The following is a 14166-nucleotide window of genomic DNA, read 5'->3' as shown; positions in this document are numbered from 1 at the left end:
ATGGAGGAATTAAACATGAAGATAGTGGTACAAAAATTCGGAGGCACTTCTGTGGCTACCCCCGAGGTGCGAGCCAAAGCCGTTCAAAAGGTCATAAACGCCAAAAAGAGCGGTTATCATCCCGTGGTGGTGGTATCGGCCATGGGGCGAAACGGAGCGCCCTATGCCACCGATACTTTGATAGCCCTTGCAAAAAATGAGTGCGTGGACACCCATCCCAGAGAAATGGACCTACTCATGTCGTGCGGTGAAATCATATCCAGCGTCATCATGGTAAATGCTCTAAGGGCAAAGGGGTATGAGGCTGTAGCTTTAACAGGCGGGCAGGCGGGCATCATCACCGATAACAATTACGGCAATGCCAACATATTGAAGATTCAGCCCGATAGAATACGCATGTACCTGGAGATGGGGAAAATACCCGTTGTAGCCGGCTTCCAAGGGGTTACAGAAGACGGCAACATAACCACCCTTGGCAGGGGCGGCAGCGATACCACAGCTGCAGCGCTGGCTAAAGCCCTTTCCGCTTCCTTCATAGAGATATATACCGATGTGGATGGCATCATGACAGCGGATCCTAGGATGGTCCCCAACGCCAGCGTGCTCAAGCACCTGACTTACTCCGAGGTATTTCAGATGGCTGATCAAGGGGCCAAGGTCATTCACCCCAAGGCCGTTGAAATAGCCATGAGCTGTAACATACCGCTCATCATCAAAAACATCAACGGCAATGGCCCCGGCACCGTAGTCTCTTCATATTATGAAAGCGACTACGCACAAACTGCAGAGCATGACCCCAACCAGGTAATTACAAGTATCTCTCATATGCTCAACAGGACCCAGGTTATAATCAAGAACCTGGATCCTGAGCTACAAAATATAGCCTTGAGCCGGCTGGCCGAAAACGGCATAAGCATCGACCTCATCAATATATTCCCCGATAAGATGATATTCACAATAGACGATAATGACTCAGATAAAACCAGGACAATTCTTGATCAGCTCGGCTGCTCATACTCCATGATATACAATTGCAGCAAGATATCCGCTATCGGCACTAAGATGAAAGGCGTTCCGGGAGTCATGTCAAGAATCATAAAAGCCCTGTTGAAAAACCAGATACAGATACTTCAGACCGCCGACTCCCACACCACCATTTCCTGCCTTATAAAGGGAGAAGATACAGCAAAAGCCATGATGGCGCTTCATGAGGAATTTAAACTGTATACGCGTTGAGCCTTATTTTTAGGCTCATTTTTTCTTTTTACTTGGGAAATACTAGCCTTAAGAGAAAGGCAATCTGACTTGCTAACGTTTGCCATAAGAGATAACAATAAATTTTAAACAAAAATCCTGAATGTTACGGAGGATGGTATGTTGAGCGAGATCGAAAATCCGACGACACAACCCCAGAAACCCGAACAAGCGGATGAAAGAGGCTATTTCCCATATCCTCAGGCCGGCAATATAAAGGAATTTGGGACTGTATCGGCACCCCCGATGCCGGACAGCGATATTCACTGCCTGACGATAATAGGCCAGATAGAAGGCCACATAATGCTGCCGCCTCAAAACAAGACCACTAAATATGAACACGTTATCCCCCAGCTGGTGGCTATAGAGGAAAGCAAAAACATCAAGGGATTATTGCTCATCCTCAACACCGTGGGAGGAGATGTTGAGGCCGGGCTGGCAATAGCCGAGATGATAAGCACCATGTCAAAGCCCACGGTATCCCTGGTCTTGGGCGGCGGGCACAGCATAGGCGTCCCCCTGGCTGTCAGCGCCGACTGCTCCTTCATCGCCCCCAGCGCCACAATGACCATTCATCCCATTCGCATGACCGGCCTGGTAGTTGGAATACCACAGACTTACGAATACTTAAACAGGATGCAGGACAGGGTGGTGGACTTCATTGTACGGCACTCAAAGATCTCCAAGGAGAAGCTGAATGAGCTACTCATAGGGACCGGGGGATTGTCAAGCGATGTGGGAACCGTGCTCATAGGAGAAGAGGCTGTACGCTACGGCATAATAGACTACGTCGGAGGCGTGAGGGAGGCCATGCTGAAGCTCAGAGAGCTGATCTCTCAAGGCAAAGGGGGAGAAGTACATTGATACTGCACACCATTGTCCCGCTCCAGTTCGTCTTGGGTGATTTCACGGGTCAAACCAGGCCAAACTTCCGCATTATAGAATGGAATAATGTAAAGCTTGAGGTTCTGCCTGCAGGGGAACACAGATATCAAATCAACCGGATTTTGAGCACCAACCCGTTTGACTATTTAAACCCAAGGCTGCAGCCGGGGACCATTATACAGCTTGAACCAAAAATGTAGAGCACGCTTTCTTATGAGCCCAGGTAAACCGAATTTGCCTGGGCTCATTGGTTTATTAAATCCCATATGGCATTCTCGAGTAAAGAGTGATATAATGATAACGTTCATTATTTGGGTAGGGGAGGCGGATTGCTTGAATCTTTTATATGCAATTCTTCTTGGGATACTGCAGGGCCTTACAGAGTTTTTACCCATCAGCAGCTCAGGGCACCTGGTTATAGCGCAGGAGGTCTTCAACATCGAAGAGGCAGATCTGGCTTTTGACGTAATACTCCATCTGGGCACCCTTGTGGCAGTGCTCATATACTACTGGCGGGATGTCTTAAGTCTCATCAGCGAGTTTTGCGTACTGCTGGGAGAGTATATACGGGGCAAAAAGCCCAAATTGCTGGATCACACCAGGCCTTATAGGGTTCTCATGGTAATGATAATTATAGCGACCATACCCACCGCTGTTATCGGACTGGTATTCAAAGACTTGTTTTCTCAATTGTTTGAAACGGCAGATTTTGTTGGCTATGCCCTCATTGTGACCGGCATATTCCTGTGGATAGCCAATGGCATAGTAAGCGGCAGGAAAGACTTAAAGAGCATGACGGCATGGGATGCGGTGACCGTTGGCCTCATGCAGGGGCTGGCCATCACTCCCGGTATATCGCGCTCGGGTTCCACCATCTTCGCAGGGCTCATCAGAGGCCTGAATCGCGAGCTGGTCACGCGCTTCTCATTTTTGCTCTCCATTCCTGCAATACTGGGGGCGGTGGTACTGGAAGGCAAGGACGCTTTTGAGAGTGCATCGTCCATACATGAGGTTATGCCGGTGATGGCAGGATTTGCCGCTGCGGCCGTCTCAGGATATCTAGCCATTCACCTTCTGATTTCGGCGCTGCAGAACAAAAAGCTCATCTACTTCTCTTATTATTGCTGGGCACTGGGTATCTTAACCATACTGTATACATGGTTTATAGCATAAATCGGCCCGTTCCTTTTGTCTCTATCAGCTACTGTACTTCAGACTTGGCTCAAAAGCAGGGAATCTCAGGCGAATCTATAGCAGGAATTTAAAGGGATGGTGTAGAATATCAATACAAGGGTGATTTCACATGTCGAAGAAGAAAGGAAGGAGCACAAAAAGCGACAAGCGAATATACCATGAAGCGACAGGGGTACTGCTAATTGGAGTGGGCCTTTTTGCCCTTATAAGCATATACACCAATCAGGCCGGCATGGTGGGTAGATACCTCAAAGAGCTGGTGATGGGGTTGTTCGGCCTTGTCGGTTACACCATCCCCGTGCTGCTGGTTATATCGGGCGTACTGACCATAGTCGCCTATCGCAAGAGGGTGAACAAGCTCAAACTTCTGCTTATCGTTCTCACCGTTGCCTTTATTATGTCGATCATCCATATATCGTATTTTCAACACTTTGATTCGGCCAGCATTCTGGCTTTTGTGCATTCGTCCTACACCAAAGGGCAAGAGGTTAAAGGTAGCGGGGCACTGCTGGCACCCTTTGTATTCGCTGTGTATAAGCTGTTTGGCCTGGCGGGCAGTTATGTGCTTCTGGGCGCTTTTGTGGTCGTCAATCTGCTCCTGCTGACCAACCTCTCGCTTAAAGATGTAGGACAGAATATATACAGCTCCATAAAGCCCGTGCTGCACAAACAATGCACAAAGAAAAAAGAAGACAAGCCCTTTGTTGGGGAGATCATCTCTGTGGAGGAGTTCAAAAAAAAGAATGGGGAAGACCTGCGTTCCCTTGATGAGGCCTTTGCAGAAAAGAAGGATACATTGCTGCCTTCGCGGCGGAAAGCAAGGAAACAGGAAGATAAGCGGGGCGATCAGCACCAAGATGTACAGGCTCAAAATGTTAGACTGGAAAACCTGCAGAAAGAAGGGTATATAATCCCACCTCTGGACCTGCTGAAGCTGCCGCCTGCAAGCGCCAACGACAGGGAACAGGATAGAATAGCCGAGAACAATGCTAGGCTGCTTGAAGAGACCTTAAACAGTTTCGGTGTCAGCGCCAAGGTTACCCAGATAAGCCGGGGACCGGTCATCACCCGATACGAGCTCCAACCTGCTCCGGGAGTGAAGGTGAGCAGGATTGTCAGCTTGGCGGACGATATAGCGTTAAACCTTGCGGCTCCGTCAGTGCGCATAGAAGCCCCTATCCCCGGCAAAGCAGCTGTTGGTATTGAGGTACCAAACCGGGACGTATCACCCGTTTTATTGAGAGAGGTGCTGGAGTCGGAGGAGTTCATTTTCCACCCGTCAAAGCTGGCAGTGGCCTTGGGCAAAGACATAGCCGGTAAAAACGTCATTGCCGACATTGCCAGGATGCCGCACCTGCTCATAGCCGGAGCCACAGGTTCCGGCAAAAGCGTATGCATCAACACGATGATCGTAAGCATACTCTACAAAGCATCCCCTCGAGAAGTAAAGTTCATCATGGTGGATCCAAAAGTGGTCGAACTCAGCCACTACAATGGGATACCACACCTGCTCATACCCGTTGTGACCAATCCCAAAAAGGCGGCAGGAGCCCTCAACTGGGCGGTGCAGGAGATGACCTCGCGCTACAACCTGTTTGCCGACGCCGGAGTGAAGGATATAGAAGGGTACAATAGCATGGTTGAAAACGAGGATGAACGCCTACCCCAGATAGTGGTGATTATAGACGAGCTTGCTGACCTCATGATGGTCTCACCTTCTGAGGTTGAAGACGCCGTATGCCGCCTTGCGCAAATGGCACGGGCGGCGGGGATCCATCTGGTGATTGCCACGCAAAGGCCTTCAGTGGACGTAATCACCGGGCTTATAAAGGCCAATATTCCGTCGCGAATTGCCTTTGCGGTTTCTTCCCAGGTTGACTCAAGAACCATCCTGGACATGAGCGGCGCTGAAAAGCTGCTGGGGCGTGGCGACATGCTGTTTTATCCTGTTGGCGTCAACAAACCAATAAGGGTTCAGGGGTGCTTCATATCCGAGAAAGAGGTAAAAGCAGTTGTCGATTACATTAAGAATCAAAATGCCGCTCCTTCTTACAATGCCGAAGCCATGGAAAGAATCGAAGGCGATGAGGAATCGCACGGCCTGGGCGAGCACGACGAGCTGTTACCGGAGGCCATAGAAATCGTCATAGACGCCGGCCAGGCCTCCATTTCCATGCTGCAGAGGCGCCTACGCATAGGTTATGCCCGTGCCGCACGGCTTATAGATGAGATGGAAGCCAGGGGGATAGTGAGCGGCTTTGAGGGCAGCAAGCCCCGAAACGTGCTCATAACCCGCGAGGAGTTTGAAAGGCTGTACAAGGATGTAAAATAGGAGGCTGTAGACTTCGCTCATGAAGGTAGGAATGGTTTCTCTAGGTTGCGACAAAAACAGGGTAGATTCGGAGGTCATGCTGGGATTGCTTTCCCGGGCCGGTCACACCATTGTCAACAGGCCCGAGGAGGCAGAGGTCATAATAGTAAACACCTGTGGGTTCATTGACCCGGCCAAAGAGGAGTCGGTGGAAACCATACTGGAGCAGGCACAATATAAGAAGACAGGCAAGTGTAGGCTGCTCATTGTGACCGGTTGTCTGGCCCAGCGGTATTCAAAGGAGATTATGGATGAGATCCCCGAAGTGGATGCCGTGATAGGTACCGGCCGTTTCACCGAGATTTTGGATGTAATCAACGAGTGTGAGTCAAAGCATGAACGCCTGGCGGCTGTGGATGAACCCAAGTTTCCGGACATCAAAGGCATACCCAGAGTGCTAACTACACCATCGTATACGGCTTACTTGAAGATATCGGAAGGATGCAGCAACTGCTGTACCTATTGCGTCATACCACAGCTCAGAGGGCCTCATGTCAGCCGCCCCTTGGACGAGGTGCTTGACGAAGCCCAGCACCTAGTGGATAGCGGCGTAAAGGAGATAATACTGGTGGGCCAGGATTTGACCAGGTACGGCCAGGACCTCAAAGGGGATATATCGCTGGTGAGGCTGATCAAGGAGCTGGTGAAAATCCCCGGGCTTGTCTGGGTCCGCCTGCTTTACTGCTATCCTGACCGGGTGACTGATGAGCTCATCGATACTATAGCCCAGGAAGAAAAAGTGTGCAATTACATCGACATACCTATACAGCACATCCATCCTGAAATACTCAGGAAAATGAACCGGCCAGCCAATCCGGAACGGATTAAAGACCTCCTCTTAAAATTGAGAAAAAGGATACCCGACATAATAATCCGCACCTCCCTCATTGTAGGTTTCCCAGGAGAGGGAAAGGAGGAATTTCAAGAACTGGTCGAATTTGTCAAGGGATCCCAGTTCAACAGGGTAGGGGTGTTCCCCTATTCCAGAGAGGAGGGGACGCCGGCTGCCCGCTTTCCCGAGCAGGTGGACGATGAAACGAAAGAAGCCCGAAGGGATGTTTTGATGAGCATACAGCAGAGGATATCCAAGAGGCTGAACCGTCAGAGGATAGGACAGGTCTGCAAGGTTTTGATAGAAGGGACAAGCTCCAAAGGCGTTTACTTCGGCAGGTCGTACGGAGAAGCGCCTGAGATAGACGGCCAGGTATTTGTAATAAGCGAGAGGCCGCTTAAGGCCGGCGATTTTGTGGACGTTAAGATAACCAAGGCATATGAATATGATTTGTTGGGGGAAGATTATGAATCTGGCAAATAAGATAACCATTGTAAGAATAATGCTGGTGCCCATATTTATGGCGCTGTTGCTTTCAGACTTTCCTTACAGCAACTTCATTGCAGCCCTCATATTCATTGTGGCAGCCAGCACCGATACAGTGGACGGGTATATAGCCCGAAAGAGGAATGAGGTCACAAACTTCGGCAAGTTTATCGACCCTCTGGCAGATAAGATCCTGGTAACGGCGGCGCTGGTCATTCTGGTAGAAATGGGCAAAATATCCTCTGTGGTGGCCATTATAATAATAACAAGGGAATTCATAATCACGGGTTTTAGGGTACTGGCCGCTTCGGAGGGCATAGTCATAGCGGCCAGCTGGTGGGGCAAGGCCAAAACCATCACTCAGATAATCGCCATAGTCGCTATTATGCTGGATAACGTCCCTTTCAAATGGATAGGGTTCCCCTTCGACAGAATAGCCCTGGCGCTGGCCGTCGTGATCACCATAGTATCGGGCATCGATTATATCTACAAGAACATCCATATACTCAATGAATAGAGGGAGATGGGAATATCATGGATGCGGAAATCATTGTGGTGGGCAGCGAACTGCTCCTGGGCCAGATTGCAAACACCAACGCCCAGTATATCTCTCATCGCCTTTCGTCGGTGGGCATAAACGTGTATTACCACACCGTGGTGGGGGATAACCGGAAGCGCCTGCTGGAAGCGCTTGAGATCGCATGTAAGCGAGCAGATATCATAATTACCACCGGCGGATTGGGGCCCACTATGGATGACCTTACAAAGGAAACAGTTGCCGAATTTTTAGGGCTGGAGCTTGTTCTTCATCAGCCCAGCGCTCAGGCAATACGCGAATATTTCACAAGAAGGGGCAGAACCATGAGTGACAATAATTTAAAGCAGGCCATGTTTCCCAGGGAGGCCATCATTCTTCCCAATGAGGTTGGGACAGCCCCGGGAGCCATTATCGAGAAGGACGGCAGGACCTTCATCATGCTGCCCGGCCCTCCCTACGAGATGCAGCCCATGTTCGAAAACCACGTAATTCCCTATCTGGCCCAAAAAGGAAACGAAAAGATCTTTTCAAGGGTTCTCAGAATATACGGCATTGGGGAATCGGCCGTAGAAGAAGCGATAAAGGACTTGCTCGAAAATCAGACTAACCCGACCATTGCGCCTTTGGCGGCGTACGGCGAAGTAACCCTGAGATTGACAGTCAAGTGCCATCGAGCCCAGGACCCACTTGAACTGATAAAACCCGTTGAGGATGAAATACGCAGGCGTCTGGGACGGGCTGTATACGGTGTGGATGATGACCGCCTGGAAACGGTAGTGGCCAGGCTGCTTAAAGAGAAGGGTTTAACCCTGGCGGTGGCCGAATCTTGCACCGGCGGTCTAATAAGCAACCTGCTCACCGACGTGCCAGGAATCTCTGAAAATCTTCTCGAAACGTGCGTTACTTATAGCAATCAGGCCAAGATAAATCGGCTGGGGGTAAAACCTGAGACCCTCGAGGCTTATGGTGCTGTAAGCCCGCAGACGGCGCAGGAAATGGCTGAGGGAATCTTAAAAACTAGCGGTGCTGACATAGGTCTTGCTGTGACGGGTATAGCTGGTCCCGGCGGTGGAAGCCCTGAAAAGCCTGTGGGTTTGGTATATATTGCTATTGCGATGGGTGGCGATGTGGAGGTAAAACGTTTCCACAACCAGGGAGACAGAAAGCGCATCAAGTTCTCCACTGCAAATACAGCCCTGGACCTGTTACGCCGAAAGCTGCTGGAGCTTTAAGATGACGCAGGCTTTTAATGCTTGACCCTCTCTATAGATTGCATTATAATTGAATTAGAACGTGTGTTCGAGAAAAATAAAGAGAGGCAGGTGAGTGCCTGGCTCAAAAGCCGGGTTTGAGGTTATGGACAAAGCAAAAGCGCTTGAGATGGCCATTAGCCAGATTGAGAGGCAGTTTGGCAAGGGTTCGATCATGAAGCTGGGCCAATCTAGCCATTTGAACGTAGAGGTGATATCGACAGGCGTGCTGGATTTGGATATTGCTCTAGGAGTAGGAGGGCTACCGAGAGGAAGGGTTGTGGAGATATTCGGCCCCGAATCCTCCGGTAAAACAACGGTGGCGCTGCACGTCATCGCTGAGGCACAAAAGGCCGGCGGCATAGCCGCGTTTGTAGATGCCGAAAACGCGCTGGACCCCCAGTACGCTAAAAATCTGGGCGTTGACATAGATAATCTGCTGGTTTCGCAGCCCGACACCGGGGAACAGGCGCTGGAGATCACCGAAGCCCTTGTACGCAGCGGGGCTGTCGATGTGATCGTTGTTGACTCGGTGGCAGCTCTGGTGCCGCGGGCCGAACTGGAGGGTGAAATGGGCGATTCATATGTTGGCCTGCAGGCAAGGTTGATGTCGCAGGCGCTGCGCAAGCTGTCGGGTGCAATAAATAAATCCCGCACAGTGGCTATTTTTATAAATCAATTGAGGGAAAAGGTTGGCGTGACATTCGGTAACCCTGAAACCACACCGGGGGGCAGAGCACTCAAATTTTATGCTTCTGTGCGCCTGGATGTACGGCGCGTAGACACCATAAAGCAGGGTTCCGAAACAATAGGCAGCCGTACTCGGGTAAAGGTGGTAAAGAACAAGGTGGCCCCACCATTTAAAGAAGCAGAGTTCGATATCATCTACGGTGAAGGCATTTCCCGGGAAGGCAGCATATTGGATTTGGCTTGTTCCATCAATATTGTAAACAAGAGCGGGGCATGGTATTCGTATGGCGATATAAGGCTTGGACAGGGGAAAGAGAACGCCAGACAATTCCTAAAGGAGAATCCCCAGATAGCGGCTGAGATCGAACAGAAGATACGTGAGGAGTTTAAACTGGGGCGGGTGACAGGATCTCCTGCTTCCAGCGAAGACGTAATACAGTGACGACTGGCAATTTAAGGAGTTTCACAGCCTCGGTTGTTGACATGTGTCAGTAAAAGATATACAATTAGAGGTAAGTGGTTTACACTCAATTTTTGGTGTAAACACGTGTATATTCATGTGTCCACCCCAATGCCCGCTGGACGAACGAGGGAACGGAGGACGTTTTTTTGTTCTAGCAGTGCTCCATTGAAGTAGCGAGGAGGTGTCCGTTTATCCGTGCCAGAAATACTACTAATGGGATTTGCCCTGGTAGTAGTAGCCATTGGAGCGGGCGTCCTGGGATACAACTATCGAAAGCGGATTGTAGAGGAGAAGATAGGCAATGCCGAAGAGGCCGCCAGAAAGATCGTCGAGGAGGCGAAGAAGCAGGCTGAGGCTTTAAAAAAAGAGACTTTACTTGAGGCAAAAGAAGAGATCCACAAACTGCGAAGTGAATTTGAAAGGGAAAGTCGCGAAAGGCGAAATGAGATTCAAAGGATAGAGCGCAGACTCCAGCAAAAGGAGGAAAGCCTTGATAAAAGAGCCGAGGTTCTGGAGCAGAAGGAAGAAAGCCTGAACAATATGCAAAAAGAAATTCAGAGGATGCGTGAAGAGGTTGAAGAGCTGTATAAGCGTCAGGTAAGCGAGTTGGAACGCATCGCACAGTTAAGCCAGGATCAGGCTCGAGAGATACTGCTGAGCAATGTGGAGAAAGAGCTCACCCATGAAATAGCCATGAAGATTCGGGAGTATGAGAACAGGCTGAAGGAGGAGGTTGATAAGAAAGCCCGTGATATAATATCGCTGGCTATTCAAAAGTTCGCCGCTGATCATGTAGCAGAATCCACCGTTTCAGTTGTGGAACTCCCCAATGACGAGATGAAGGGGAGGATTATTGGGCGAGAAGGGCGTAATATCCGTACTTTAGAGACGCTGACGGGTATCGATTTGATAATCGACGATACGCCGGAGGCTGTTATATTATCGGGCTTTGACCCGATAAGGAGGGAAATTGCCCGGATTGCCCTTGAAAAGCTCATACTGGATGGAAGGATACACCCAGCTCGCATAGAGGAAATGGTAGAAAAGGCCAAAAAAGAGGTTGAGAATCAAATACGCGAAGCGGGTGAGCAGGCCATATTTGAGGTTGGGGTGCACGGGATTCATCCCGAACTGGTCAGGTTGCTGGGTAAGTTGAAATACAGGACCAGCTATGGCCAAAACGTTTTGAAGCACTCCATTGAAGTAGCCCACCTGGCGGGTATCATGGCTGCCGAGCTGGGTGCCGATCAAAAGCTTGCCAAACGGGCCGGTCTGCTACATGATATTGGAAAAGCGGTGGACCATGAGATGGAAGGTTCTCATACTCAAATTGGAGCCGAACTGGCTAAGAGGTATCGCGAAAGCGCCGACGTGGTGCACGCCATAATGGCTCACCACGGCGATATAGAGCCCAATACCGTTGAAGCTATACTGGTACAGGCGGCCGATGCCATTTCTGCAGCAAGGCCGGGAGCCAGAAGGGAAACGCTAGAGGCCTATATCAAGCGGTTAGAGAAGCTTGAAGAGATTGCCAATTCTTTCGCAGGAGTAGAAAAATCCTTTGCAATCCAGGCAGGGCGTGAAATCAGGATTATAGTAAAGCCTGATAAGGTAAGCGATGACCAGGCGCTCTTAATGGCTAGAGAGATAGTAAAGCGCATAGAAAAAGAGCTTGAATATCCAGGGCAAATAAAGGTAAATGTTATTAGAGAGACTAGAGCCATTGAATACGCAAAATAAGGTGTGACATACGTCACACCTTTTTAAATTTTTTGTGGTCCATTATTATTGTATGTTTTTTGCACAAGAAATTTACTGCTAAAAAGAAGGATTTTTTTAATAAATGTAGAATAATACAAAATAGAGAATCATTCAAAACAAAAAATAAGCAATAGGGGGTCAAACCATGGAAGTATTAAAGGTATCAGCCAAATCCAATCCTAACGCTGTCGCAGGTGCATTAGCAGGGGTTTTACGTGAGCGAGGGTCGGCCGAACTTCAAGCAATAGGAGCCGGGGCAATCAACCAAGCAGTAAAGGCAGTAGCTATCGCGAGAGGATTTGTAGCACCTGGCGGCATAGACCTGATATGCATCCCCGCCTTTACCGATGTCATAATCGACGGAGAAGAAAGAACGGCCATAAAATTGATTGTTGAACCTCGATAAAACCTACCGCAAGGTAGGTTTTATTTTTGTTTGAAGCTTACAACGGGCGCCATATCCACATATGCTGAAAGTAGAGGGCCCGTTTTTTATATTATATCGATTATCCGGAGGTTTAGCAAGGGACATGTACAGCCAATTTTTTGTGATAGACGGCCATTGCGACACTATAAGCAAGCTGGATGACGTAAACGCCCTGGAATGTCCGAATAATAACCATGTTTCCCTCTCAAGGCTTTATGAAGGCAGAGTGGGCATCCAGTTCTTTGCCGTATGGATAGACCCATTGTCCACCGATAAATGCTTACACAGCGGATTACAGCTTATTGACAGGTACAAACGGATGCTCGATACATACGCTGCTCATTTTCACCCTATCCTGCGCCTGGCCGATGCAAAGGACGCGCTGGAAGCAGGCAAAATCGGTGCCCTGTTGACGGTGGAAGGTGGAGATGTGCTAGAAGGCAGCCTATCCAATTTAGAGGTGCTGTACAAGGCAGGAGTCAGGCTTTTGACCCTTACCTGGAATCACAGCAACCAGATAGCAGGCGCTGCTATGGATGCCCATAGCAGGTATGGCCTCACCCCTTTTGGCACGGAAGTGGTAAAAACGATGAACGATCTGGGAATGATTGTAGATGTATCGCACGCATCCGAAGAGGCTTTTTGGGACGTAATGGAGATCTCCAAGCAGCCAGTCATAGCCTCGCATTCGAATGCCAAAGCGGTATGTCCGCACCCCCGAAATTTGGATGATGAGCAGATCAAGGCCATTGCCTCAAAAGGCGGAGTCATTGGCATAAATTTTTACCCGCTTTTTTTGAGCAAAACGGAAGATGCGGGAATCGTCGATATAATAAAGCATATAGAATACATTGCTAGCCTGGTTGGAACAGACTGCATAGCCTTTGGTTCGGACTTCGACGGCATTGAAACCCTCCCACAAGGGATAGAAGGCCCACAGAGCTTTCCTATTATAGTAGAAGAACTACTTAAATTAAACTACAGCGAAGAAGATGTGCACAAGATATGCCATAACAACTTTTTGCGCGTAATGGAGAAGATATTAAAATAGCCAATATTATATCAAAAATAGACAAAGGAGTGCCGCACATGGTTTACAACTTTGATACAAAGGAGAAAAACAGATGTTTTGCCGACCTACATACCCACACCACAGCTTCCGATGGGCTGTTGACTCCATCGCAGCTGGTCAGGCAAGCCCTGCAGGCAGGACTCAGAGCAATTGGCGTTACCGACCACGATTCCACCGACGGTTTGAAAGAAGCCATGGCAGCCGGCCAGCAGATGGGAATACAGGTTATCCCTGGCGTGGAGCTCAATACCCAAGTCGATGAAGATGAAATCCACATACTTGGCTATTATATCAATTATGACCTGCCCTGGTTTCAGGATATGCTTGCAACCATACGCCATGCCAGATGGGCACGAGCCAAAAAGATGGTGGAAAACCTAAGGAGGATATACAATTTCGATATATCCTTTGAAGAGGTTGAACAGGAAGTTACCGAGGGTGCCGTTGGGAGGCCGCATATTGCCCGTGTACTGGTTAAAAAAGGTATAGTAAAGGATGTTGCCGAGGCTTTTGAGAAGTACATTGGAACTGACTGCCCGGCTTATGAACCAAGATACCGCCTGACTCTTGAAGAAGGCATCAAGACCATCAAAGATGCAGGTGGAGTGCCGGTGCTGGCACATCCTGGCTTGCTCAAGGACCAAAAGCATACAATGCTGGCCATAGAACTTGGCGTTCAGGGCATCGAAGCCATTCACAGTAAACATACCGCTGAGCAGTGTGAGCATTATAAGATTCTGGCCCGTAAGCATGGCCTTATTGTGACGGGTGGCAGCGATTATCATGGCGAAAAGGGCGAGGATATGCCCCAGCTGGGCGATATAAAGATTCCCTGCAGCGTGATAGAAGAGCTTAAAAGCTTGGCACAGAAACACATACCTGTACAACCCTGTGATGAAAACAAAATATGAATAGAAGCATAGACGATAATGCAAATTCATGG

Annotated in this window: 13 protein-coding genes; all 13 read left to right on the top strand. The window is 49.2% G+C overall.

Going from position 1 to position 14166, the window contains the following annotated elements:
* The first annotated feature begins 15 nt into the window (after window positions 1–15).
* A complete protein-coding gene (gene dapG / locus BM241_RS00570) occupies window positions 16–1236 on the top strand; it encodes an aspartate kinase (RefSeq protein ID WP_092281804.1) in 1221 nt (406 codons plus the stop codon).
* A gap of 138 nt (window positions 1237–1374) precedes the next feature.
* The gene (locus BM241_RS00565) at window positions 1375–2118 is read left to right on the top strand and encodes a ClpP family protease (protein ID WP_092281803.1); all 744 of its coding nucleotides are present in this window, start codon (window positions 1375–1377) and stop codon (window positions 2116–2118) included.
* The gene (locus tag BM241_RS00560) at window positions 2115–2339 is read left to right on the top strand and encodes a YlzJ-like family protein (protein ID WP_025746665.1); all 225 of its coding nucleotides are present in this window, start codon (window positions 2115–2117) and stop codon (window positions 2337–2339) included. Before BM241_RS00565 ends, BM241_RS00560 begins: the two co-directional genes overlap by 4 nt.
* A gap of 133 nt (window positions 2340–2472) precedes the next feature.
* Window positions 2473–3312, top strand: a complete 840-nt coding sequence (gene uppP, locus BM241_RS00555; RefSeq protein WP_092281802.1) for an undecaprenyl-diphosphatase UppP — start codon at window positions 2473–2475, stop codon at window positions 3310–3312.
* 130 nt (window positions 3313–3442) lie between these two features.
* Entirely contained in the window at window positions 3443–5665 is a 2223-nt protein-coding gene (locus tag BM241_RS12880; RefSeq protein ID WP_025746663.1) for an FtsK/SpoIIIE family DNA translocase, read from the top strand.
* Between the two features lie 19 nt (window positions 5666–5684).
* A complete protein-coding gene (rimO, locus tag BM241_RS00545) occupies window positions 5685–7019 on the top strand; it encodes a 30S ribosomal protein S12 methylthiotransferase RimO (protein WP_092281801.1) in 1335 nt (444 codons plus the stop codon).
* On the top strand, window positions 7003–7539 hold the full coding sequence (pgsA, locus tag BM241_RS00540; protein ID WP_025746661.1) for a CDP-diacylglycerol--glycerol-3-phosphate 3-phosphatidyltransferase: 537 nt from the start codon (window positions 7003–7005) through the stop codon (window positions 7537–7539). Before rimO ends, pgsA begins: the two co-directional genes overlap by 17 nt.
* A 17-nt stretch (window positions 7540–7556) precedes the next feature.
* Window positions 7557–8792 carry a competence/damage-inducible protein A gene (locus BM241_RS00535; protein WP_092281800.1) on the top strand — a complete coding sequence of 412 codons (1236 nt, stop codon included), beginning with the start codon at window positions 7557–7559 and terminating at the stop codon, window positions 8790–8792.
* Between the two features lie 124 nt (window positions 8793–8916).
* Window positions 8917–9942, top strand: coding sequence for a recombinase RecA (gene recA, locus BM241_RS00530; protein ID WP_092281830.1), 1026 nt, complete (start codon window positions 8917–8919; stop codon window positions 9940–9942).
* Window positions 9943–10176: 234 nt separating this feature from the next.
* Window positions 10177–11703, top strand: a complete 1527-nt coding sequence (gene rny / locus BM241_RS00525; RefSeq protein WP_092281799.1) for a ribonuclease Y — start codon at window positions 10177–10179, stop codon at window positions 11701–11703.
* A 166-nt stretch (window positions 11704–11869) separates the two neighbouring features.
* Window positions 11870–12130 carry a stage V sporulation protein S gene (locus tag BM241_RS00520; protein ID WP_025746657.1) on the top strand — a complete coding sequence of 87 codons (261 nt, stop codon included), beginning with the start codon at window positions 11870–11872 and terminating at the stop codon, window positions 12128–12130.
* A gap of 124 nt (window positions 12131–12254) precedes the next feature.
* A complete protein-coding gene (locus BM241_RS00515) occupies window positions 12255–13202 on the top strand; it encodes a dipeptidase (protein ID WP_035145913.1) in 948 nt (315 codons plus the stop codon).
* A gap of 38 nt (window positions 13203–13240) precedes the next feature.
* Window positions 13241–14134 carry a PHP domain-containing protein gene (locus BM241_RS00510; protein WP_025746655.1) on the top strand — a complete coding sequence of 298 codons (894 nt, stop codon included), beginning with the start codon at window positions 13241–13243 and terminating at the stop codon, window positions 14132–14134.
* The last annotated feature ends 32 nt before the right edge of the window (window positions 14135–14166 follow it).

Origin of the sequence: Caldicoprobacter faecalis (genome assembly GCF_900115765.1) — a bacterium.
In the GTDB taxonomy this organism is placed as follows: Bacteria; Bacillota; Clostridia; order Caldicoprobacterales; family Caldicoprobacteraceae; genus Caldicoprobacter; species Caldicoprobacter oshimai.
The sequence above is the reverse complement of the archived record's forward strand: the minus strand, read 5'-3'. Positions and strand labels throughout refer to the sequence as shown.

Bases quoted from the DNA above. Each gene is read 5' to 3' on its own strand.
- BM241_RS00535 (WP_092281800.1), top strand. From the start codon at position 7,557: ATGGATGCGGAAATCATTGTGGTGGGCAGCGAACTGCTCCTGGGCCAG.
- BM241_RS12880 (WP_025746663.1), top strand. From the start codon at position 3,443: ATGTCGAAGAAGAAAGGAAGGAGCACAAAAAGCGACAAGCGAATATAC.
- dapG (WP_092281804.1), top strand. From the start codon at position 16: ATGAAGATAGTGGTACAAAAATTCGGAGGCACTTCTGTGGCTACCCCC.
- pgsA (WP_025746661.1), top strand. From the start codon at position 7,003: ATGAATCTGGCAAATAAGATAACCATTGTAAGAATAATGCTGGTGCCC.
- recA (WP_092281830.1), top strand. From the start codon at position 8,917: ATGGACAAAGCAAAAGCGCTTGAGATGGCCATTAGCCAGATTGAGAGG.
- rny (WP_092281799.1), top strand. From the start codon at position 10,177: ATGGGATTTGCCCTGGTAGTAGTAGCCATTGGAGCGGGCGTCCTGGGA.
- BM241_RS00510 (WP_025746655.1), top strand. From the start codon at position 13,241: ATGGTTTACAACTTTGATACAAAGGAGAAAAACAGATGTTTTGCCGAC.
- BM241_RS00515 (WP_035145913.1), top strand. From the start codon at position 12,255: ATGTACAGCCAATTTTTTGTGATAGACGGCCATTGCGACACTATAAGC.
- BM241_RS00565 (WP_092281803.1), top strand. From the start codon at position 1,375: ATGTTGAGCGAGATCGAAAATCCGACGACACAACCCCAGAAACCCGAA.
- rimO (WP_092281801.1), top strand. From the start codon at position 5,685: ATGAAGGTAGGAATGGTTTCTCTAGGTTGCGACAAAAACAGGGTAGAT.
- BM241_RS00520 (WP_025746657.1), top strand. From the start codon at position 11,870: ATGGAAGTATTAAAGGTATCAGCCAAATCCAATCCTAACGCTGTCGCA.